Raw genomic sequence first — 22,314 nt, 5'->3', positions numbered from 1 at the left:
GACGTCGACCGGGTAGAGTCGACTGTCAGTCGACTGCTCTTCGGTCAGATAGCGAAACCCCCGCGCTGCGCGCGATAGTCGACTGACAGTCGACTCTACGCCGGCAGGCTTCCGCGGAGCCCCGGCTGCACAACCAGCCGCCATGACTTCCCGCCGATTGTCGCCATCGCCGTGAGCGCGTAGGGTGCGGGCAACCCCGTCCTGGAGTGCACCATGAAGCCGATTGCGTTCGCCGTTGCCCTGGCCCTGACTGCCGCACCGCTGCTGTCTGCGCCACCGGCGCTGGCCGCACCCGCCGCCAAGGCCGCTACCCCGGCCAGCCCGGCCTGGGTTGCCCGCAGCAATGCACTGGCGCAGATCCTGCTTGATGCACAAGGCCCGTTCCAGCCGGAGGAAACCGGCTTCTTCGGCGTTCCCGGCTACGACGACAAGGTCGCAGACCTTGGCCCGGACAACGGCAAGCGCTATCGCGCCGCGATGGCCAAAGCCCGCGATGAACTCAAGGCAAAGCTGGCCACCGAGAAGGATCCCAACGTCCGCCAGGACCTGGAGATCATGATCCACGCCGCCAGCCAGAACATCGAAGGCAGCGAGCTCAACGAGAAATACCTGCTGCCGTGGAGTGATGCGCCGCAGACCGTGTTCAGCGGCCTCAACCTGCTGCTGTCCGACCAGGTGCCGGCCGAGCGCCGGGCCAAGGCGATCGACCGCCTCAAGGCCTATGCCGGCCTGCAGCCGGGCGGCACCGCCTTCACCACGCTGGCCCGCCAGCGCTATGAAGAGCGCCTGAAGGACACCAGCCTGCTGCAGCCGACCAAGATCGAAGTGCAGCAGTCGCTGGACAACGTCGAGACCTACATCACCGGTATCGAGTCGCTGCTGAAGAAGTACCAGATCGCCGGTACCGATGAAGCAATGAAGGCCCTGGCCGGGCAGATGAAGGACTACGCCGCCTGGACCCGCAAGGACGTGCTGCCGAAGGCACGCACCGATGCGCGCCTGCCGGCGCCGCTGTACGCCTACCAGCTCAAGCAGGTCGGCATCGACATCGACCCGAAGCTGCTGATGCAGCGCGCGCAGCTGGAGTTCATGGAAACCCGCTCGGCGATGCAGCAGCTGGCGCCGCTGGTGGTGAAGGACAAGGGCCTGAAGGTGGCCGACCCGAGCGACCCGGTGGCGGTGATCCGCGCGCTGAAGGCCGACAAGATCGCCGACGACCATCTGGAAGGCCACTACCGCAAGGTGATCGACGCGATCGATCCGCTGATCCGCGAGCATGCCATCGTCGACGTGCCCCAGCGCGCCATGCAGATGCGCCTGGGTTCGGCCGCCGAGAGCGCGGCCAGTCCCGCGCCGCATTTCCTGCCGGCGCCGCTGGTCAACAACACCGGGCAGCAGGGCACCTTCGTGCTGCCGCTGGGCAACCCGGCAGCGGGCCCGGGCGCGCAGTACGACGACTTCAACTTCGGTGCGGCAGCATGGACGCTGAGCGCGCATGAAGGCCGCCCCGGCCACGAGCTCCAGTTCACCGCGATGGTCGAGCGTGGCGTGTCGCTGGCACGCACCATGTTCGCGTTCAATTCGGTGAACGTGGAAGGCTGGGCACTGTATGCCGAGGCCGAGATGGTGCCCTACGAACCGCTGGACGGTCAGATGATCGCCCTGCAGTTCCGCCTGCTGCGCGCCGCGCGCGCGATGCTGGACCCGATGCTCAACCTGGGCTTGACCGACCGCGCCAACGGCGAGCGCGTGCTGATGGAGCAGGTCGGCCTGTCCAAGGCAATGGCCACCCAGGAACTGGACCGCTACATGGTGCGCATGCCGGGCCAGGCCGGCAGCTACTTCTACGGCTACACCCGCATCCTGGAACTGCGCATGCAGACCGAGCTGGCACTGGGTGCGAAGTTCGACCGCCTTGCGTTCAACAACTTCCTGCTCGACCAGGGCCTGCTGCCGCCGGACCAGCTGGCTGATGCGGTGAACAAGGTGTTCGTGCCGAAGTACCGGCAGAAATAATCGGTAGCGCCGGGCCATGCCCGGCGAGCGCAGCGGGAGAGACGCCGGGCATGGCCCGGCGCTACCCGCGGTGACGCTGCCGCCTCACCGCTGCGGGGTAATCACCTGTGTCGGCAATCGCGCCGGCGGTGCCGGATTCGGCACCCAGATCGCGACGCCGGCGGCGCGCTTCTGCGTGGTCGGAATACCGATGCCGACGCCGCCACCCACATGCGAGCCGAACGTGCCGGCGCCCACCGACATGCCCACCGGCGAGCCACTGCTGCCCACGCCCATCAGCACCACGCCATTGGCGCCCAGCGCGGCGGCCTCACGCTTCAGGCGTGCCACGGCGGCATCGGTCTGGCCCTGTGTGCCGAAGCCGACGGCGGACGCCGATTCCAGCTGGGCGATTTCCTGGGAACCGGCCGGAGGCGTCGAATAGATCTGCACCAGTGCCGGATCGATGGGTGCGCGGGCGCGGCCCAGCATCACCTTGGAGGTGCTGGCACAGCCGGCGGCGACCAGCAGGATGGCCGCCAACGCGGCCCAACGGATGTTCATGGCACGACCCCTGTAGGACTGGTTGCGATCATCGGCGGGCCACTCTGAATCGGCGCCAACACCCGGGCCAGGGCACGCACGGCAGCACGCTAGCACGCCGGGGGTGACAGCCCCGCCAACGGCAGTAGGCGACGGCAGCGGGAACGTCTATGGTTGGGGCAGGAACCAACTGCGGGAGAGTGGCATGGGCGTGATCAGTCTGTTGTGGGGCGTACTGGCGCTGTTGTGGATGATCCTGGCGCTGATTCCACTGCTCGGCTGGGGCAACTGGTTCCTTATCCCGTTCGCTGCGGTGGGCGCGGTCATCGCCGCGCTGGGCATCCTGTTCACCCACCCGAGCAAGCGTGGCCGGGCCTGGGCCGGCCTGGTCCTGAACGGCATCGTGGTGGTGGTGGGCATCCTCCGCCTCGGCCTGGGTGGTGGCGTCATCTGAGCCCGCGCCCGGGTGCGACAGGGCGTCGCAGGCGCACGGCCGATGGCCGGGCGGGGGCGTACAATGAATGGCTGCGCGAGCCCCCCGCGTGCCTGTGAATCCGCGCCCGGCGCGGCTGCCCCATGATCATCCGACCCCGTCCCCACGGCTGGCAACTGCTGTACATCCTGCGCGGTTCGATCGTCAAAGCGATCGCGCCCAAGGTGCTGGCCATCCTGATCCTGTCCATCGCCGTGGCTGCGGTGGTGGAACTGGCGCCGCCGACCGGCATCGAACGCGTGTCGGTCACGCCGTTCACGCTGCTCGGCTTGGTGCTGTCGATCTTCCTCAGCTTCCGCAACAGCGCCTGCTACGAGCGCTGGTGGGAAGGCCGCAAGCTGTGGGGCCAGCTGGTCTACGAATCGCGTTCGCTGGCCCGCCAGGTGAACCTGCTGCTGGCCGATGACACCGGCCGCCGTCGCCGCATCGCCTACGTCACCACCGCGTTCGCCCACGCCCTGGCCGGGCGCCTGCGTGGGCGCATCGTGGCGCTGATGGCCCTGCCGTGGCTGGACAAGCGCCAGCGCGAACAGCTGGGCCAGCGCGAGAACGTGCCCGACGCGCTGCTGGCGATGATCGCCGCCGAACTGGCCCAGGCGCTGCGCAGCGGTGAGCTCGATCCGATCCTCTACACCCAGCTGGAAGAGCGCCTGCACGCGATGTCGTCGATCCAGGCCGGCTGCGAGCGCATCCTCACCACGCCGCTGCCGTTCGCCTACACCCTGCTGCTGCACCGCTGCGCGTGGATGTTCTGCGTGCTGCTGCCGTTCGGCCTGGCCAGTTCGCTGGGCTGGGGCACGCCGGTGCTGTCGGCGGTGCTGGCTTATGCCTTCTTCGGCCTGGACCAGCTGGGCGAAGAAATGGAAGACCCCTTCGGCCTTGAGCCGAACGATCTGCCGCTGGACGCGCTGGTGCGCACGATCGAGATCGACCAGCTCGATGCGCTCGGCGAACGCCCGTTGCCCGAACCCCTGCTGCCGCAGGGCTACCTGTTGCAATAGCCACTCCTCGGAGCCTGCCATGTCCCACCCGCTGTACCGCCCGCGCCGCATGCGCCACGACGAGTTCTCGCGCCGCCTGATGCGCGAGAACACGCTGACCACCGACGACCTGATCTACCCGGTGTTCGTGCACGAACTGGCCGGCCGCACCGCAGTGCCGTCGATGCCGGGCGTGGAGCGGCTGTCCATCGAAGAACTGCTGAAGGTTGCCGAAGAGGCGCTGGAGCTGGGCATTCCGGTGATCGACCTGTTCCCGGTGATCGACCCGTCGCTGAAGTCGCTGGACGCATCGGCCGCCTGGGCCGAGGACGGCCTGGCGCAGCGTGCGATCCGCGCGCTGAAGTCGCGCTTCCCGGAGCTGGGCGTGATGACCGACGTGGCGCTGGACCCGTACACCACCCACGGCCAGGACGGCATCATCGATGACAAGGGCTACGTGCTGAACGACATCACCGTGGAAGCGCTGGTCAAGCAGTCGGTGTCGCACGCCGAAGCCGGGGTCGACATCGTCTCGCCGTCGGACATGATGGACGGCCGCATCGGCGCGATCCGCCGTGCGCTGGATGCCGACAACCACATCAACGTGCGCATCATGGCCTACTCGGCCAAGTACGCCTCGGCGTTCTACGGCCCGTTCCGTGATGCGGTGGGTAGCGCGGCCAGCCTCGGCAAGGCCGACAAGAAGACCTACCAGATGGACCCGGCCAACGGCGACGAGGCCCTGCGCGAGATCGCGCTGGACCTGGAAGAGGGCGCCGACATGGTGATGGTCAAGCCGGGCATGCCGTACCTGGACCTGGTGCGCCGGGTGAAGGAGACATTCGGTGTGCCGACCTTCGCCTATCAGGTGAGTGGCGAGTACGCGATGATGAAGGCCGCCTTCGCCAACGGCTGGCTGGACGAACGCGCCTGCGTGCTGGAGTCGCTGCTGGGCTTCAAGCGGGCCGGCGCCGACGGCGTGCTGACCTATTTCGCGCCGCAGGTGGCGCGATGGCTGCGCGAGCGCTGACAATAGCGACACGATAGACGGAGGACTGCGATGGCACCCGAACTGGGATGGATGCAATGGCTGATCTGGGGCACCGGAACACTGGTGTTCGGCGCCATCATCGTCGGTGTCTTCATCGCCGCCTGGCGGGCCGGCAAGCGCCCGCCGGAACAGCTCTCCGCTGCCCGCCACGTGGCCCGTGAGCAGGCGCTGCCGGACAGCGTGCAGGCCGAGCTGGCCGCGTTGAACCAGCGCAAGGACAACGGCCAGCTGAGTGAGCTGGAGTACGAGCAGCAGCGCGCCAAGGTGTTGTCTCGCTGACGGGTGGGTGCCAACCTTGGTTGGCACCTTGGCGTGCCGACCAAGGTCGGCACCTACCCCGCGATCATCTACGCATCGCGTGGATCTATCGCACGCACCTGGCACCCCCATCGCCCTGGTAGTCGCCAACCTTGGTTGGCGTCTGCCGTTACCGCGCGCCTGGCACGCACCCGGCCACCGCCGCCCTCTTCGGCACCGCCAAGCGGTACACGTCCACGCCACCGGCGCGCGGCGCCTTCGCCGCGCTGCTGGCCACCAGCATCTCGCCCGGCTTGGCGTTGTCGATCACCGGCGCGCCGGTCCAGCCGCCGGTCTGGTTGAACGACAGTCCCAACGGCTGCAGGGCCGCGCCACTCCACGCGCAGCCGCTGCTCCACACCTGTGCGGTCGTGCCGCTGCCGCGGCTGAACACCACCGCGCCGTCGTTGCCCAGCCAGTCGCCGTCGGTCTCGTCGTCGGCGCTGTTCAACGCGGCCAACGCGGTGGCTGGGCCACGCACGCCCTGCGCGTCCAGTGACGCCACGAACAGGTCCCAGCCCGCGCCGCGACCCTGCTCGCGGGCAAACAACAGCCGCTTGCCGTCCGCACTCAGGGCCGGCCCGCGCTCTTCCCGGCGCCCACCATCGCCCGCCAAGGGCTGCGCCTTCCCGAGCTGGCCGTCGGCTTCCACCGTGGCCCGGTACAGCGCCAGCGCGCCCTCGCGGCCGGCCGCGAACAGCAGCCAGCGGCCATCACGGCTGAAGTAGGGATCGCGGGCCTCGCCGGCCACGCCCACCGGCAGCGCCTGCGCCTGCTGCCAGCGGCCCTCGACCACGCGCGCCTGCCACAGGCCCCAGCCCGCCTCGCCGCGGCGTGCGAACACGATGCGCTGGCCATCGGCGCTGATCGTGGCGCGGCCCTCGTCGGCACGGGTGGAGACCACGCCCATGCCTTCGATGCCGTACTCGTTCAACGCCATCGCCACGGGGGCAGAGAGTAGACTGGCGGCAAGCACCAGCAGGGGCGGGGTGATGCGCATCATCCGGGTCCGTGCACGAAAGAGCATCAGTCTAGCCAGCTTGAGGATTCCATGACCGACCGTTACGCCGTCTTCGGACACCCCGTTGCCCACTCGAAGTCGCCGCAGATCCACGCGACGTTCGGTCGCCAGGAAGGCATCAGCATCGACTACCGTGCAATCGACCTGGCCCCTGATGCGTTCCTGGCCGGCCTGGAAGCCTTCGCCGCCGAAGGCGGTGTCGGTGCCAACGTCACCTCGCCGCACAAGGAAGCCGCGTTCTCGGTGTGCACCACCCTGACCGCGCGCGCGCGCCGCGCCGGCTCGGTCAACACGCTGCTGCGCAAGGGCGACCGCTGGCACGGCGATACCACCGATGGCATCGGCCTGGTGCGTGACCTGACCGACCGCCATGGCCTGGACCTGCGTGGCCGCCGCGTGCTGCTGATCGGCGCCGGCGGTTCCGCGCGCAGCGTCGCGCCGGCGCTGCTCGATGCCGGCATCACCGAGCTGGTGGTGGTCAACCGCACACCGGAACGCGCCGATGAACTGATCGACGCGATGGGCGAACCGGGCCGCGCGATCAGCCGCTACTGGGAAGACCTGCGTGACCTGGGTGACTTCGAGCTGATCGTCAATGCCACCTCGGCCGGCCGCGACCGCGACGTCGAGTTCAAGCTGCCGCTGTCGCTGGTCAACTCGATGACCACCGCCGTCGACCTCAACTACGGCGAGGCTGCCATCGCCTTCCTGGCCTGGGCACGCGCGTCGAACTGCCGCAATACCGTGGATGGGCTGGGCATGCTGGTCGAACAGGCCGCCGAGAGCTTCCTGCAGTGGCATGGCGTGCGCCCGCAGACCGATGAGGTCTACCAGTCGCTGCGGCAGGGCTCGGCCGTGCTGGCCGGCGAGGACTGATCGATGGACGGCACAACCCTGCTGGTGACCGTGCTGAGCATGGTGGGCGTGCGCCTGCCGGTGCTGATCGCGCTGTGCATCGGCCTGGTCTGGGTGGTCGGCGCGCCGCGCGATGCCACCCGCACCGGCGCCCTGGCCGGCCTGCTGCTGTTGCTGCTGTCCAGTCTTGGCGGCCTGGCAGCGGGCATCCTGCCGATGTGGCTGGTCAGCAGCGGTAACTTCGGCGCCGTGTCGGGCATCGGCACCATCCTCGGCGTGCTGCACTTCGCGCTGGCGATGGTCGAGGCCATCGGCGTGGTGCTGCTGGTGTGGGCACTGGTGCGCCTGCTGCGTAGCCGTACGATCCCGGCGGCCTGACCGGTCGCGCCGGGCCATGCCGGGCGTATCTGGCCCCTGAGCGGTCCGGCCACCGGACCGTGACCGCCGCCAGGCGTCGTCGCTGGCCCGTTCAGGGTGCCAGCGGCGGTGAACGTGGCCGGCCATGCGACAATGACCGGCCTGATCCAGCCACGGTACTTCCCGGCGTGACCGAAACCGTCGCCGCTCCGCGCACGCTTGATGACGCCTTGAAGGACGCGATCCGCAAGGCGTACACCACGCTGCAGGCCAATACTCCCGGCTTCTCCACCCGCCGCTCGCAGAGCCAGATGATCGGTGTGGTGTCGCGTGCGCTGTCGAAAAGTGGCGGCGTCGGCGTGGTCGAGGCGCCCACCGGCGTCGGCAAGAGTCTGGGCTACCTCACCGCAGGTGTACCGATCGCGCTGGCCAGCAAGAAAAAGCTGGTGATCAGCACCGGCACCGTGGCGCTGCAGTCGCAGCTGGTCGAGCGCGACATTCCGAATTTCCTCAAGGCCACCGGCCTGGAAGCGACCGTGGCGCTGGCCAAGGGCCGCACCCGCTATCTGTGCACGCGCAATGCTGCCGAGGCACAGGGTGAGGGCTCGCAGGGCGGCATGTTCGAGGATGACGCGCCGCTGTTTGATCGGCCGCTGGCGCCGATCGAAATGGACATCGCCAAGCGCCTGACCGACGCCTTCACCAGCGGCAGCTGGGATGGCGACATCGACAACGCACCGGAGACCATCAGCCCCGGCCTGCGCAGCCGCATCACCACGCCGGCCTCGGGCTGCGCCGGGCGCCGCTGTGCCTATTCGGCGCAGTGTGCGGTGCTGCGTTCGCGCAACACGGTGCGCGATGCGCAGATCGTGGTCACCAACCACGCGCTGCTGCTGTCGGCGCTGTCGATCGGCGACAGCGACAACGGCCAGCCGTTGATCGCGCCGCCGTCGGACATGCTGCTGGTGCTGGACGAAGGCCATCACATCGGCAACGTGGCGATCGACCAGGGCGCGGCCAGCCTGGCGCTGGATGAAATGGCCAAGCGCACCGGCCGCCTGCAGATCCTGATCGCCGGTGCCTACCGCGCGGTCGACAAGGACCGCCTCGGCAACCTGCTGCCCAACGAAGCGATCGAAGTGGCCAGCAACGTGGCCAAGCAGCTGCGCGCGTTCCGCGATCATATCGAGCGCGTGTGGATGCCGGCGCCGGCGGACGAAGAGCCGATGTGGCGCGCGGCCAATGGGCGACTGCCCGACGCCTGGCGCGAGCCGATCGAGGCGCTGGCTGACGAGACCCGCAGCCTCTACAACTGGGCGCATGCCGCCACCGCGCAGGTCGCCAAGGGCAAGCCGGACGATGCCGCGCGCGAGCGCCTGCAGCGCAACCTGGGCATGGCGCTGGAAATGATCGAGCAGCAGTACAACCTGTGGCAGGCCTGGCGCCGCGAGGACAAGGACGGCGCGCCGCCGATGGCGCGCTGGGTCACCGCCACCCGCGACGGCGACCTGGTGCTGCACGGCTCGCCGGTGTCGGCCGCGCACGTGCTGCGCAAGCTGCTGTGGGATGAAGTGGATTCGGTGGTGATGACCTCGGCGACGCTGACCGGCGGTGGCGATTTCCAATCGCTGGCGATCGACAACGGCATTCCCGAAGAGGCCGAGATGGTTTCGCTGTCGTCGCCGTTCGACCTGCCCAACCAGGCCGAGCTGATCGTGCCGAAGTTCCCGGTCACGCCGGATGACCGCGAAGGCCATCCGCGCGAAGTGGCACGCTACCTCGACACCGAGCTGGATTGGGCCAAGGGCTCGATGGTGCTGTTCACCTCGCGCTGGAAGATGGAAAAGGTGGCTGGCCTGATGTCGGCCGCGCGCCGCAAGCAGGTGCTGGTGCAGGGCGAGATGTCCAAGACGCGGCTGATCGATGAACACCTGCGCCGTGTCGCGGCGGGTGAGGGCTCGGTGCTGTTCGGGCTGAATTCGTTCGGCGAAGGCCTCGACCTGCCAGGTGAAGCCTGCACCACGGTGGTGATCACCCAGGTGCCGTTCGCGGTGCCGACCGACCCGCAGACCGCCACGCTCAGCGAATGGTTTGAAGGGCGGGGGCTGAACGCCTTCAACCTGATCGCCATTCCGCATGCGCTGCGCACGTTGACCCAGTTCGCCGGCCGCCTGATCCGCACTTCCACCGACACCGGCCGCGTGGTCATCCTTGATTCGCGGCTGCTGACCCGCCGCTACGGCAAGCGCATCATCGACGCGCTGCCGCCGTTCAAGCGTGTGATCGGCTGACCCCACCACGCACGCTGTCGCTCAACCGCCCTCCGGCTTCCGGCAGGCCTGGTTGCCATAGGCGTTGTGGTAATCGCGATCAAAGCAGCGCAGGAAGCCATCGAGCACGTCCAGGTTCGGTGGCCAGGCCACATCCACCTTCTGCCCGCCTGCGGTCGTGAAGTGGTAGCGCCCATCCTTCAACGCCCCGGCGAAACCCTCCGGTGTGGGAATCGCGACCAGCGCCGCGCGGGCCTTTTCCAGTGCCGCACGGTCGTGCTGCAGGAACGCAACCGTGCCGTCCACGTAGGCATTCCAGTAACCGGGATCCTTGTCCTTAGGCTTGTAGGTGCGTTGCATCAGCGCAATCGCCTGGGCCGTCTGCCCGAGCTCGGCGCGCAGCTGGCCTTCGTGCCAGATGATGGTGGTGTTGCCCGCCGCCTTGGGCAGGGCGCTGTAGGCGGCAAGCAGATCGGCCGCTTCGCGCTGGCAACCGCGCTCGGCCAGCGGTCGCCAGCCGCCTTCCAGGTCCTGGTCGAACGCATCCGGTTCCATCGCCAGCATCGCATCGCGGTCGTAGCTGCAGTCCGGCGCCTTCGACGGTTCGGGTGCGGCGCCCAGCGCAGCGGCCAGGGCAAGCGAAAGCAACGTCATCACAACCTCCGTGTCAGTGAGTACCCCGGCACCGTAGCAGATCGTCCGGGTAGTGCCGGCCGCTGGCCGGCAACCTCGAAGATCGGACTGTCACGGCGCGATTGCACGCGCGGCGAGTCACATGACGGCTGGACCATCATTGCGACCCACAGTGACTGGAATGCTGTGCCGGGGTCGGAGCCCTTTCTGCGAAAGGGATCCGACCCCTCTTCATCAATCGCCGAGCAGAGCGGTGTTGCGGACGGCGCCCTTGTCGGCGCTGGTCGCCAGCAGTGCGTAGGCCTTCAGTGCGCTGGTGACCTTGCGCGGGCGTGCTTCGCGCGGCTTCCAACCACGCGCATCGGCGTCGCTGCGGCGCTGGGCCAGCACGGCCTCGTCCAGCAGCAGATCGATGCGGCGGGCAGGGATGTCGATGCGGATGCGGTCGCCATCTTCCACCAGGCCGATGACACCGCCGCTGGCGGCCTCCGGCGAGACGTGGCCGATCGACAGGCCCGAGGTGCCGCCGGAGAAGCGGCCATCCGTGAGCAGCGCGCACTGTTTGCCCAGCCCCTTCGACTTCAGATAGCTGGTCGGGTACAGCATTTCCTGCATGCCCGGGCCACCCTTCGGGCCTTCGTAGCGGATCACCACCACCTCGCCGGGTTGCACTTCGTCGGCGAGGATGCCGGCGACGGCCGCGTCCTGGCTTTCATAGACGCGCGCAGGGCCTTCGAACACGTGGATCGACTCGTCCACGCCGGCGGTTTTCACCACGCAGCCATCGACGGCCAGGTTGCCGCGCAGCACGGCGAGGCCGCCTTCCAGTGAGTACGCGTGCTGCAGCGAGCGGATGCAGCCTTCGGCGCGGTCCACGTCCAGCGTCGGCCAGCGCGTGGCCTGGCTGAAGGCCTCCTGGGTGGGAATGCCGGCCGGGCCTGCCTTGAAGAAGGTGTGCAGGGTGTCGTTGTCATTGCGCACCACGTCCCAGCGTTCCAGCGCTTCGGCCAGGCTGGTGCTGTGTACGGTCGGCACCGTGGTTTCGAGCAGGCCGGCGCGCTCCAGTTCACCGAGGATGCCGAACACGCCGCCGGCGCGGTGCACGTCCTCGATGTGGTACTTCGGCGTATTCGGCGCCACCTTGCACAGCTGCGGTACGCGCCGCGACAGCGCGTCGATGTGGGTCAGGTCGAAGTCGACCTCCGCTTCCTGCGCGGCGGCCAGCAGGTGCAGGATGGTGTTGGTGGAACCGCCCATGGCGATATCCAGGGTCATTGCATTGGCGAACGCGGCCTGGGTGGCGATGCCGCGCGGCAGCGCGCTCGGGTCTTCGCCGCCATACCAGCGATGGCAGAGTTCGACGATCAGGCGCCCGGCACGGCGGAACAGCGCCTCACGGTCGGCGTGGGTGGCCAACGTGGTGCCGTTGCCGGGCAGTGACAGGCCCAGCGCCTCGGTCAGGCAGTTCATCGAGTTGGCGGTGAACATACCCGAGCAGGAGCCGCAGGTAGGGCAGGCGCTGCGCTCGAATGCGGCCACCTTCTCGTCGGAGGCGCTGTCATCGGCGGCCACCACCATTGCATCGACCAGGTCCAGCTTGTGCTCGGACAGCCTGGTCTTGCCCGCTTCCATCGGCCCGCCGGACACGAACACCACCGGGATGTTCAGGCGCAGCGCGGCCATCAGCATGCCGGGGGTGATCTTGTCGCAGTTGCTGATGCACACCAGTGCGTCGGCACAGTGCGCGTTGACCATGTACTCCACGGCGTCGGCGATGATCTCGCGGCTGGGCAGCGAATACAGCATGCCGTCGTGGCCCATCGCGATGCCGTCGTCCACGGCGATGGTGTTGAATTCCTTGGCGACGCCGCCGACCTGTTCGATCTCGCGCGCGACCAGCTGGCCGAGGTCCTTCAGGTGCACGTGGCCGGGCACGAACTGGGTGAAGGAGTTGGCGATGGCGATGATCGGCTTGTGGAAGTCGCCGTCCTTCATGCCGGTGGCACGCCACAGGGCGCGGGCGCCGGCCATGTTGCGGCCGGCGGTGGAGGTGCGGGAACGGTATTCGGGCATGGCTGGCGGAACGGGCGGGCCGTACGACGTGGGAGTCAGCCGATCATGGCCAATTTTTTCGGTTGCTGCTGCAACCACCGGAGGTGGTCCGGCCGGGCTGCGCCCGGCACCCGCCGAAGCACCCGCCGAAGCAACAGCCGAAGCAACAGCGGGCTTCCTGCGGGAGGCGGGGTGGGTCCGCTGGCGGGGGACGCCGTAAACCCTTCCTTGGGGGCTTGGCCGCGGCATCCATGCCGCGGACACCCCCGCCAGCGGACCCACCCCGCCTTCGACAGTTTCCCGCGATCTGTCGGGGCCGGCGCTCTGCGTTGCTCGTGGTAGGTGTCGACCTTGGTCGACACGATGGATCCACGCCACGCGTGGATGATGGGGAACGACGAAAATGAAAGGCCGTTCATCTTTCCCACTTTGCCGACTCCGGTTGCTGGCCCGGATTTGGCATCATTGGGGCATTGATCCGTCGACAGGGCATGAGGCCATGAAACGTTCCCGCACCACCGCGCTGCTGCTGATGAGCGCCGCGCCGCTGCTGTTCACCGCCTGCCAGAAGGAGCCGGAGGTGAAGGTGCAGGAAGGCCTGTACACCTCGGTGGAAGCCTGCACCGAGGCCACCGGCGATCCGTCGTCGTGCCGCAATGCCTTCGCCGAAGCGCAGAAGCAGGCCGCCGATGCGGCGCCGAAGTACGCCAGCAAGGAAGCCTGCGAGAAGGACTACAAGCCGGAACAGTGCGTGCAGCAGCACACTTCGGCGGGTACCTCGTTCATCGGCCCGATGATGATGGGCTTCTTCATGTCGCAGATGCTGAGCAACCGCGGCGGCCTCGCCCCGCAGGCGCCGGCGTCGGCACCGGCTTACCAGGACAAGAACGCTGGCTGGGCGCGCCCGGCACCGGGCGGCACCGGTGGCCTGAACACCGCCAGCGGCATCGGTGCCGGCAAGGCTGGCCTGGCGCCGGTCACCAGCGAGCCGAACCGTGCGGTCACTGCCAGCCGTGGTGGCTTCGGCAACACCAGCGCACGCCGCAGCACCAGCGGCAGCTACGGCGGCTGATCGACCCATGCAGCGCATCCGGATTGCCGAGCGTGCCCAGTGGCGGGTACGCGCGGAAGAGGCGGGTTTCCGCTTCCACACCATCGACGGCCAGCCGTACTGGGATGAAAGCGCGTACTACGCCTTCACCCTGCGCCAGATCGAACAGGACATCGAAGACCCCAGCGCCGAGCTGCACCAGATGGCGCTGGACCTGGTGGGCGATGTCATCGCCAGTGAACGGTTAATGGACCAGCTGGCGATTCCGTCGCACTACCGCGACTGGATCGCCGACAGCTGGCGCCAGCGCCAGCCAAACCTGTACGGGCGCCTGGACCTGGCCTACGACGGTACCGGCCCGGCCAAGCTGTACGAACTGAACTACGACACGCCGACCTCGCTGTTCGAGGCCAGCTTCTTCCAGTGGCAGTGGCTGGAAGACCAGCGCAACGCCGGTCGCCTGCCGCAGCACGCCGACCAGTTCAATGCGATCCACGAGGCGCTGGTCGAGCGTTTCGGCGAACTGGCTTCACAGCTGCCGCCGCCGCTGTACTTCAGCGCGGTGGGCAGTTCGGAGGAAGACCGTGGCACGGTCGAGTACCTGCGCGACTGCGCCTCGCAGGCCGGCCTGCATGGCCAGGCCATCGCCATCGAGGACATCGGTCTGTCCGAGGACGGCCGCTTCACCGCGCTGGATGATTCGGTGATCGGCACGCTGTTCAAGCTGTACCCGCTGGAAGACCTGATGGCCGAGGAATTCGGTCGCGCGCTGCCCGGTTCGGGCATGCAGCTGCTGGAACCGGCGTGGAAGGCGGTGCTGAGCAACAAGGGCATCCTGCCGCTGCTGTGGCAGCGCAACGTGGGCCATCCGAACCTGCTGGAAGCGCACTTCGATGACGGCAGCATGCTGGCCTCGGGCTGGGTGCGCAAGCCGCTGTTCTCGCGCGAAGGCGCGAACATCGAGATGCACCTGGCCGATGGCAGCACCCAGCGCAGCGACGGTCCCTACGACGGCCCGGCGATCATCCAGCGCGCGCATCCGCTGACCCGCTTCGAAGGCGGCTACCCGCTGATCGGCAGCTGGGTGATCGGTGACCACGCCTGCGGCATCGGTATCCGCGAGGACGACAGCGCGATCACCCGCGACAGTGCGCGCTTCGTGCCGCACGCAATCGTTGATGAGGCGCCGACGCGGATCTACGTCTGATGGTGGCAGGGCGCCACCGGGACGACGGTCACTCTCTGCTGCGCTATGCAGACCGGGTGGCGGTGCGTTGCAATCGATGTGACACGCCGGGTTGGGTGGTAGGTACGCCTGATTCACGCCGCTTCCGGTGCCTGGGTTGCAGCCAGGCATTGAACGGCGGCTGCGGTTGCAGCCGCTGTGGCTCCGGAGACTGGGTAGGACCGGTGCGCTACAGCGGTTACCGGCCGTGTGGTTATTGCGGCCACCAGTGGGTACGCATCGAGGTACGTCGTGCCCGTGCCACCCCGCCGCTGCGGACCATGGCTGCGGACTGCAGCCAATGTGGGCGCAGCAGCGATGTCGAGGTCACCCGGTCGCGGTGGCTTGGCAACGAAGCCATCGACCCGGACTTCGGCCTGCCTTTGAGGTTGGTGGAAAAAACCTCGGCTGGCCTGCTGTGGGCGTATAACGCCGAGCACCTGCAGGCATTGCACGACTACGCCGCGGCCAGACTGCGCGAAGGCAGCGGCCATCACCGATCCATGTTCTCGCGCCTGCCGCAGTGGATGAAGCTGGCCCGCAACCGGGTGCTGCTGCAGCGCGCGGTGGAGCGGTTGGAGCGGCGGTTGTTGGGTGAGCGCTGATACGGCAGCCGAGCATGGGCTCGGCTCTACACGTGTTGTTCCGTAGAGCCGAGCCCACGCTCGGCTCCGGTCAAGCGCAGGGCTACAACAACCCTTCGCGCTTCACTGCCAGGTAGCGCTCCACCAGCGCTGCGGGCAGGGCATCGGCGGTCACGTCCAGCACCATCACCTTCTCGCTGCGCAGTGCCTCGTGCGCCTTCGCGCGCTGCTGCAGGTAGAGTGCGGCGGCACCGGCCTGGGTGGCGTCTTCCAGTGTCTGCACTTCGCTGTCCAGCACGCCGTCCAGCTCGCGCTCGCGCAGGCTGGCCACGCATACCAGGTGGCGCCGCTGCAGCAGGCGCACTGCCGCCAGCAGGTCTTCGATGTCCTCGTCGCGCACGTTGCTGACCAGCATCACCAGCGCGCGCCGACGCTGGCGCAGCGATACCTCGGTGGCGGCGGCCAGGTAGTCGGTGGCCACCGCGCGCGGCTGCAGGTCGTAGCTGGCACGCAACAGGTGCTCGACCGTGCCCATGCCACGCTGCGGCGCCACCCAGCGGCGCTCGCCACCGGCAGCAAACAGGCCGGCGGCGTCGCCCTGGCGCAGCGCCAGGTACGCCACCACCAGCGAAGCGTTCAAGGCGTGGTCGAAATGCGAGAGCCCGCCTTCGCTGGCCAGCATGCGCCGGCCACTGTCGAGCATCAGCAGCAGCTGCTGGTTCTTCTCGTCCTGGTACTCACGCGAGACCAGTTTGCGTGCCCGTGCCGTGGCCTTCCAGTCGAGCTGGCGCAGGCTGTCGCCCACGCGGTACTCGCGCATCTGGTGGAAGTCGGTGCCTTCGCCACGCCGGCGTTTCACGTGCGCACCCACCAGCCGTGAGGCCTGGTCCGCACTGAACAGCGCGAAGCGGGTGAGCGGCACGAAGTTCGGGTAGACGCGCACGTCCAGCGCCGGTGGCAGGGTGCGTTGCTGCCACCACAGGCGCCACGGCGAGCGCATGCGCAGGTGCACGCCTTCAAAGCGGAAGTGCCCACGCTGCAGCGGGTGCAGGTGATAGTGCAGGGTGGAGGCGCTGCCGGCCTGCAGGCGCACGCGCTGCGGCAGCGATTCCAGCGGCCAGCCGCCGGGCACCAGGTCGAACACCTGCACCGTCATCGACGTGTCTGCCTGCAGCCGCAGCGCGGCATCGCGGCGCACGCCCAGTGCCAGCGCTTCGGGCAGTTCGCGTTGCACCTGCGGCGACGGACGCCGCGACTGCCGCCACAGATCCATCAACGCCGGCACGGCAATCGCCAGTGCCGCCAGCGCCCAGCTCCAGCGCGGCAGCAACCCGCCCAGCACCAGGCCACCCAAGGCGGCCCAGGCCAGCAGCAGCGCCAGCAGCAGCGGGGCCGGCCTCATCGGCGCGGCGCTTCCACCTTGGCCAGCAGCGCGCCCAGCACGTCGTCGGCGTCCTGGCCTTCGATCTGCAGTTCCGGGGCCAGCGCGATGCGGTGGCGCAGCGCCGGGCGTGCGATGTCGCGCACATCATCCGGAGTGACGAAATCACGGCCGGCCAGCACCGCCTGCGCGCGCGAAGCACGCACCAGCGCGATGCTGCCACGGGGGCCGGCACCGACCGCGATACCCGGCCACTGCCGGGTGGCGGCAACGATGCGCACCGCGTAGTCGATCACTTCGTCATCGACGGTGATCGCCGCAGTGGCACGCTGCAGTTCCAGCAACTCGCCGGCACCGAGCACGCGCGGCACCTGGCTCAGGTCGAAATCGCTGGCAGCACGACCACTGGTGATCGCGGTCACCATGCGCTTCTCGTCCTCCAGCTGCGGATAGTCGATCAGCACCTTCAGCAGGAAACGGTCCAGCTGCGCTTCCGGCAGCGGGTAGGTGCCCTCCTGCTCCAGCGGGTTCTGCGTGGCCAGCGCCATGAACGGCGGCGCCAGGGTGAAGGCCTTGCCTTCGATGGTCACCTGGCCTTCCTGCATCACTTCCAGCAGCGCCGACTGGGTCTTGGCCGGTGCACGGTTGATCTCATCGGCCAGCAGCAGATTGGTGAACACCGGGCCGCGGCGGATCTTGAAGCTCTCGCTCTTCGGGTCGTACACCGCGTGGCCGCTGACGTCGCTGGGCATCAGGTCGGGGGTGAACTGCACGCGACCGTAGTCCAGCTCCAGGGCCTGGGCCAGCGCGCGCACCAGCAACGTCTTGCCCAGCCCGGGCACGCCTTCGATCAGCACGTGGCCGCCGGCCAGCAGGGCCACCAGAATCTGGTCCAGCACATCGGCCTGGCCGATGAAGGCGTGTCCGACGGCGGTGCGGATGGCATCGACGCGTTCGATCAGGCGGGCGTTGGCGGCCGCCGGCAGCTCGGGGACTTCGGTCATAGCAGGGATCTCATCTGGAGCAGCAAGCGGATGCGCTCGCGCAGGGCGGAGGAATCGTGCGGCGGAGGGGGCGTGAGCGCGCTGGCAACGCGGCCTTGAGGCCACTTCAGCAGCTCGGCGATGGCCTGATCGCGTGGCGCACCATCCAGTGCGGCCGCAACCGGTGCGCGCAGGCGCAGGCGGTGCAGGAACAGGGCGAGTACGGCCTCGTACAGGCGCGTACCGTGGCCGAAACGCAGCAGCAGTTCACCACTGGCACGCACGTGTTCCAGCAGCGAACGGCGTTCCAGTACCGGTGACGGCAGCAGGCTGCCGAAGCGCTGCGAGCGGCCCCACAACCAGCCCAGCAGGGCCAGCAGCAGTGGCGCCCACAGTGGCCAGCCCTGGTAGAACATGCGCGACCACAGCGACGGCGGGCGGCTGGCGTAGATCAGCCAGACCGCACCCTTGCCGTAGTTCGGATCGAGCAGATAGCGGGTCAGGTCGCGGTGCGACGCGTCGTGCAGGCCGTCGCTGGCCTTGCCCCCTGCCGATGCCAGGCGCGCTGCCGGTGAGTCCACCTCGCTGCGCATGAACTCCATGTCGGCCAGCACGCTCACCTTGCCCTGGCCATGGCGCAGGCGCGCAAACACCAGGTCGCGATCCGTGCCCCAGCGACGTTCGGCCTGTGCACTGGCGGCAAAACCCAGGGTGAAGCGGCGGCCTCCACAGAACTCAACGTGACCAGGATCGTCGTCGACATGGAACGGCTGGCAGTCGCTGCGCTGGAACAGGCTGTCCACGCCCAGCTGATCCAGCAGGGGCCCCTGCGTGCTGCCGGCATCGTCCTCGGCCGGTGGCGGCGTCCGCACCAGCAGGTGGCCGCCCCCATCGACCCAGTCCAGCAGCGCGCTGGCGACGGGCGGCGGCAGTTCGCTGCTGTCCTGCAGCAGCACCACCGTGTCGTGCGGCCCCAGCGTCATTTGCCGCAGTTCCAGCCGTGGCCGCGAGTGCACGTCAATGCCGTCGGCGCGCAGGGCCTGGCCGAGCACGTACAGCGGGTTGTAGCCAGCTTCGCCCTGCGGCGGCAGCTGCACGGTCTCGGTCACCCGCTCATGCGTGCGCAGGTAAAGGATCGTCAGCGGTACACCGACCAGCACCAATGCACCGAGCAGCAGCGACCAGAACAGGCGCGGGCTCATGCCTGCCACCGGTACTGCTGGCGCAGCGTATCGGCCAATGCATCGAAATCGGCGCGGCTGGGCAGGCGGCCACCGTAGGCGGCGTACTGCCACATGCGCACGATGCGCGCGAACAGGTCACGGTCGCTGGCCTCGGGCATGCGCCGCGACGCGCGCAGGCATTGCGCTTCGGTGGCACCGGGTGGAAGCGCGATACCGCTGCGCTCGCCCACCGTGCGCACGCTGGCGCGGTACAGAAGGGCCAGCGCCTGCCGCGGCCGGCCCTGGTCCCAGAGCAGGCCGGCCTGGGTGGCCACGTCCGGCGGCAGCACCACCGGCAACTCCACCTGTTCCTCCACCACCGGCGGTGCGGCCTCGGCCTTGCGTCGGCCACTGCCCCGCAGCCACGGCAGCCACAGCCGTGCGGTCAGCAGCAGCACCAGCAGCAGGACGCCGAGCAGCCCCCACAGGCCCCATTCGGCCAGCCGCGCCAGCCAGGCGATGCCGTCCTTGCGCGCTTTGCGTTCACCGTTGCTGTTGGTGTCACGCTGCAGCTGCTTGTCTTCCTTCTTCTCTTCCTCGGCCTGTTCGATCGGCTTCCAGCGGGTGACCTGGCGGGTCGGGCGCTGCAGCGGGTCTTCATAGGCGCGGTTCACTGCCTGACGGAAACCGGCGGTGTCCACCGGCGTACCGCCGAAGATCGTTGCCGGGGTGTTGCCCGGGTCGATGGTCGGTGCTTCGTCGCCTTCCTCGGCGTCGATGCCACGGTCGTTGGGCTTGCCCATGGCGCGTTCGGGCTCGGCGTCTGTGTCCTGCGCATGCACCGGTGCGGAGACCAGCGGCAGTGCCAGGCACAGCAGCAGGGCCAGCGTCGATGCCGCCGGCAGCAGCCGCTCGCGCAGGCGGCGCAGGGCGATCTCCACATCCCAGGCTTCCATCTGCGTGCGCCGGTTCAAGTACAGGCCAAAGCCCGCACCGACGAAGAACGGGCCGATCAGCACCGAGGCCAGCCAGCACGCCAGGTTGAAGCCCAGCCGTGCCCATGCGGGTGTGTCCTGGCCGATCATGTCCCATGCGGCGCGCCATGATTCGGACATCAGCTCCAGTGGCATGAACATGAACACCGCACCGATCGCGCCGGACACCAGCACGGCTTCGAACGCCATGCAGGTCACGGTCAGTACCAGTGCCGCGCCCGCTGCGCCGGCTGCCACTGCACGACGACGTGGGCCGCGCTGGCCCGGTGTGTTGCCTTCCAGCAGGTTCACCGGCAGGCACAGGCTGCGCAGCACGCTGAAACGACGCCAACCCAGGTAGCCCCAGAAGCCGCTGTTGCCCCAGTGACGTTGCGCACGCAGCGCGGCCAGCGTGCCGACTGGTTCACCGAAGATGCCGCGCGACAGCACATACAACGGCGCACGTTCGAACAGCGGTTTGCACCACCACATCGCCAGCCAGGCCCAGCCGAAGGCATCCAGCCACCAGCCCAGCGCGTTGAAGATCACGAACAGCGGTGCACTGGCCAGCAGCCAGCTGCCCCACAGCGCGCGCGCGTGACGGCGGGACAGCGCGGTGCCGAGCTCCATCGCTTCCCAGCCACTGCGGGCACGCAGCGCCACGTCCAGGTGGTCAATGCGCATGGCCAGCTCCACGTCCGCCGCGCCACAGCCACAGCAGCACGCCGGCCCACAACACACCGGCCACGCTGAACTTGCCCCATGCAGGTACTTCGGCGATCGATGACCAGAAGGCTTCGATGAAGGCGGCCACCAACAGCATGAAGGCGACGCCGAGGCACAGCCGCGCGCCGATGCGGCCGCCGTCGACCAGTGCATCCAGGCGGCTGCGCCGGCCCGGCGCCAGCAGCTTCATGCCCAGCTGCAGGCCGGCACCGCCAGCGATCACGATCGCAGTCAGCTCGAAGGCGCCGTGGCCGACCACGAAGCGCCAGAACGGGTCGCCATGGCCGATGTGCTGCAGGTGGCCTGCCACTGAACCGATGATCACGCCGTTGAACAGCAGCACCAGCAGCGTGCCCAGCCCGGCCAGCAGTCCGCTGGCGAAGGTGCGCAGGGCGATGCTGATGTTGTTCATGATGTAGTGGCCGAACATCATCCAGTCGGTGCCGCTGTCACGCCCCAGGCGCTCGGCGGCGGGATCGTACATGCGCTCCATCTCTGCGATCTGGCGGTTGTCCATCAGCATGTGGATCAGGTCCGGATAGACCTGCACCAGCACGAAGCAGGCCACCGCCGGCAGCGCGAACATCGCCAGCGCTACCCACATGCTGCGCGCCTGGCTGCGCACCAGCAGCGGGAAGTCGGCCACCAGGAACTCCAGGGCACCCCGCCAACGTGTCGGCGGCGTGCGGTACAGCACGCTGTGGCCCTGCTGCATCAGCTGCTGCAGGCGCTGCACCAGCTGCGGGCTGTAGCCGCGCTCGCGGGCCAGCGCCAGCTGCTGGCACAGCCGCCGGTAGCGCTGCGGGAAGGTAGTGTCGTCCAGTGCCAGGCCGCTGGCCTTGCGGCGCGTGCGGCGTGAGGCGCCGGCACGCAGCAGCAGCCACTGCTCCAGGTCCTGCCATTCCTGCTGGTAGCGGGCGACGAACTGCTCCTGTTTCATCGCCGCCCCAGCAGCCAGTTGGCCATCGCATACAGGCGCAACACGCCGACTTGGCCGTGGGTGCCGGTCAGTGGCTCGGCAATACCGGCCAGCTCCTGCTGGCGCGCCGCCGACAAGCGTGGCGCGCGCTCGGCGAAGGCCATCAGCGCGGCCTGTTCCTCTGGTCGCAGGGGCTGCGGCGGGGCCAGCACGCTGCCGATGGTCGGCGGCGGTGGCAGGTACAGCGCGGGTGCATGCACCACCACAGTGCCCGCCACCAGGTCGCCCAGACGGCGGCCATGCGGATCGAACAGGCTGCTGATCAGGCCCAGCGCATAGCCGAAGGGCAGCATGTCCACCGTGCGCAGCAGGTTGCGGGTGATCGCCGCCATCCAGCCTGCCGGCGCGCCATCGCGGGACAGCACGCGCAGCCCCAGCGCACGCTTGCCCAGGGTGCGTCCCCACACTGCTTCGCAGACGATCGGGTAGGCCCAGTAGACCAGGAACATCAGCACCAGGTAGAGGCCGGAGCCGAACTGGTCCAGCAGTGCCAGCGGAATCGACATCAGCACCAGTGCCGCGATGCGCACGCCGAGATCGACCAGCCAGGCCATCGCCCTCGGTACCGGGCCGGCTGCAGGCAACTGCAGCGGCACACCCTCCGGCGTTACCACCTCGCGGTAGGTATCGAGCATCGGTGCGGCCATCAGCGTGATGGCCTTCGTTGTGGGCGCCGGAGTCCTCTCCGGCAGGCAGCCACA

At 68.6% G+C, this 22,314-nt stretch carries 21 protein-coding genes; 11 read left to right on the top strand and 10 right to left on the bottom strand.

The genetic code is table 11. The features are described 5' to 3' along the window. The first annotated feature begins 213 nt into the window (after positions 1-213). Positions 214-2,016 (top strand): DUF885 domain-containing protein, encoded by a 1,803-nt coding sequence (locus G370_RS0116970; RefSeq protein ID WP_019661665.1) that lies wholly within the window; start codon positions 214-216, stop codon positions 2,014-2,016. 84 nt (positions 2,017-2,100) lie between these two features. Here the strand turns inward: G370_RS0116970 and G370_RS0116965 are convergent, their stop codons facing one another. Continuing rightward, positions 2,101-2,559 carry a hypothetical protein gene (locus G370_RS0116965; RefSeq protein WP_010482223.1) on the bottom strand — a complete coding sequence of 153 codons (459 nt, stop codon included), beginning with the start codon at positions 2,557-2,559 and terminating at the stop codon, positions 2,101-2,103. A gap of 184 nt (positions 2,560-2,743) precedes the next feature. On the opposite strand from G370_RS0116965, the gene G370_RS0116960 reads away from it, so the two are divergent. The 4 genes from G370_RS0116960 to G370_RS0116945 all read left to right on the top strand — a co-directional run bounded on the left by G370_RS0116960 (position 2,744) and on the right by G370_RS0116945 (position 5,341). Next, on the top strand, positions 2,744-2,992 hold the full coding sequence (locus tag G370_RS0116960) for a hypothetical protein (protein ID WP_006475755.1): 249 nt from the start codon (positions 2,744-2,746) through the stop codon (positions 2,990-2,992). A gap of 122 nt (positions 2,993-3,114) precedes the next feature. Next, entirely contained in the window at positions 3,115-4,032 is a 918-nt protein-coding gene (locus G370_RS0116955; protein ID WP_019661664.1) for a bestrophin family protein, read from the top strand. Positions 4,033-4,051: 19 nt separating this feature from the next. After that, positions 4,052-5,041, top strand: a complete 990-nt coding sequence (gene hemB, locus G370_RS0116950) for a porphobilinogen synthase (RefSeq protein WP_006400669.1) — start codon at positions 4,052-4,054, stop codon at positions 5,039-5,041. 30 nt (positions 5,042-5,071) lie between these two features. Then, positions 5,072-5,341 carry a hypothetical protein gene (locus G370_RS0116945; RefSeq protein ID WP_019661663.1) on the top strand — a complete coding sequence of 90 codons (270 nt, stop codon included), beginning with the start codon at positions 5,072-5,074 and terminating at the stop codon, positions 5,339-5,341. Between the two features lie 148 nt (positions 5,342-5,489). On the opposite strand, the gene G370_RS0116940 is transcribed toward G370_RS0116945, so the two are convergent. Further along, a complete protein-coding gene (locus G370_RS0116940; protein WP_019661662.1) occupies positions 5,490-6,362 on the bottom strand; it encodes a PD40 domain-containing protein in 873 nt (290 codons plus the stop codon). Positions 6,363-6,410: 48 nt separating this feature from the next. Between G370_RS0116940 and aroE the strand changes: the two genes are divergently transcribed. The 3 genes from aroE (at position 6,411) to dinG (ending at position 9,883) form a co-directional block, all read left to right on the top strand. Then, entirely contained in the window at positions 6,411-7,256 is an 846-nt protein-coding gene (aroE, locus tag G370_RS0116935; RefSeq protein WP_019661661.1) for a shikimate dehydrogenase, read from the top strand. Positions 7,257-7,259: 3 nt separating this feature from the next. Continuing rightward, positions 7,260-7,613, top strand: a complete 354-nt coding sequence (locus G370_RS0116930) for a hypothetical protein (protein ID WP_019661660.1) — start codon at positions 7,260-7,262, stop codon at positions 7,611-7,613. A gap of 167 nt (positions 7,614-7,780) precedes the next feature. Then, the gene (dinG, locus tag G370_RS0116925) at positions 7,781-9,883 is read left to right on the top strand and encodes an ATP-dependent DNA helicase DinG (RefSeq protein ID WP_019661659.1); all 2,103 of its coding nucleotides are present in this window, start codon (positions 7,781-7,783) and stop codon (positions 9,881-9,883) included. Between the two features lie 21 nt (positions 9,884-9,904). Here dinG and G370_RS0116920 read toward each other — a convergent pair whose 3' ends face one another. Together G370_RS0116920 and ilvD are read right to left on the bottom strand one after the other, a co-directional pair. After that, a complete protein-coding gene (locus G370_RS0116920) occupies positions 9,905-10,516 on the bottom strand; it encodes a hypothetical protein (protein ID WP_019661658.1) in 612 nt (203 codons plus the stop codon). A gap of 213 nt (positions 10,517-10,729) precedes the next feature. Then, positions 10,730-12,568: a dihydroxy-acid dehydratase gene (ilvD, locus tag G370_RS0116915; protein ID WP_019661657.1), complete on the bottom strand. Its 1,839-nt coding sequence runs from the start codon at positions 12,566-12,568 to the stop codon at positions 10,730-10,732. Between the two features lie 478 nt (positions 12,569-13,046). Here ilvD and G370_RS0116910 point away from each other — a divergent pair, with 478 nt between their 5' ends. The 3 genes from G370_RS0116910 (at position 13,047) to G370_RS1000000122025 (ending at position 15,428) form a co-directional block, all read left to right on the top strand. Beyond that, on the top strand, positions 13,047-13,619 hold the full coding sequence (locus G370_RS0116910; RefSeq protein WP_005420172.1) for a DUF1190 domain-containing protein: 573 nt from the start codon (positions 13,047-13,049) through the stop codon (positions 13,617-13,619). 7 nt (positions 13,620-13,626) lie between these two features. Beyond that, positions 13,627-14,805, top strand: coding sequence for a glutathionylspermidine synthase family protein (locus G370_RS0116905; RefSeq protein ID WP_019661656.1), 1,179 nt, complete (start codon positions 13,627-13,629; stop codon positions 14,803-14,805). 299 nt (positions 14,806-15,104) lie between these two features. Further along, positions 15,105-15,428: a hypothetical protein gene (locus tag G370_RS1000000122025; protein WP_342662206.1), complete on the top strand. Its 324-nt coding sequence runs from the start codon at positions 15,105-15,107 to the stop codon at positions 15,426-15,428. Between the two features lie 82 nt (positions 15,429-15,510). On the opposite strand, the gene G370_RS0116895 is transcribed toward G370_RS1000000122025, so the two are convergent. Genes G370_RS0116895 through G370_RS0116870 form a run of 6 tightly spaced genes read right to left on the bottom strand, consistent with a single transcriptional unit; the run spans position 15,511 to position 22,260 of the window. Further along, entirely contained in the window at positions 15,511-16,809 is a 1,299-nt protein-coding gene (locus tag G370_RS0116895; protein ID WP_019661654.1) for a DUF58 domain-containing protein, read from the bottom strand. Continuing rightward, on the bottom strand, positions 16,806-17,792 hold the full coding sequence (locus tag G370_RS0116890) for an AAA family ATPase (protein WP_014648782.1): 987 nt from the start codon (positions 17,790-17,792) through the stop codon (positions 16,806-16,808). Before G370_RS0116890 ends, G370_RS0116895 begins: the two co-directional genes overlap by 4 nt. After that, positions 17,789-18,973 carry a DUF4350 domain-containing protein gene (locus G370_RS0116885; RefSeq protein WP_019661653.1) on the bottom strand — a complete coding sequence of 395 codons (1,185 nt, stop codon included), beginning with the start codon at positions 18,971-18,973 and terminating at the stop codon, positions 17,789-17,791. The genes G370_RS0116890 and G370_RS0116885 overlap by 4 nt, the downstream gene beginning before the upstream one ends. After that, on the bottom strand, positions 18,970-20,592 hold the full coding sequence (locus G370_RS0116880) for a DUF4129 domain-containing protein (RefSeq protein WP_019661652.1): 1,623 nt from the start codon (positions 20,590-20,592) through the stop codon (positions 18,970-18,972). Before G370_RS0116880 ends, G370_RS0116885 begins: the two co-directional genes overlap by 4 nt. Next, positions 20,582-21,574 carry a stage II sporulation protein M gene (locus G370_RS0116875; RefSeq protein ID WP_019337015.1) on the bottom strand — a complete coding sequence of 331 codons (993 nt, stop codon included), beginning with the start codon at positions 21,572-21,574 and terminating at the stop codon, positions 20,582-20,584. The genes G370_RS0116880 and G370_RS0116875 overlap by 11 nt, the downstream gene beginning before the upstream one ends. After that, entirely contained in the window at positions 21,571-22,260 is a 690-nt protein-coding gene (locus G370_RS0116870) for an RDD family protein (protein ID WP_019661651.1), read from the bottom strand. Before G370_RS0116870 ends, G370_RS0116875 begins: the two co-directional genes overlap by 4 nt. Positions 22,261-22,314 lie beyond the last annotated feature (54 nt).

It is taken from the genome of Stenotrophomonas hibiscicola ATCC 19867 (assembly GCF_000382065.1).
In the GTDB taxonomy this organism is placed as follows: domain Bacteria; phylum Pseudomonadota; class Gammaproteobacteria; order Xanthomonadales; family Xanthomonadaceae; genus Stenotrophomonas; species Stenotrophomonas hibiscicola.
This window is presented reverse-complemented; position numbering and strand designations above follow the sequence as displayed.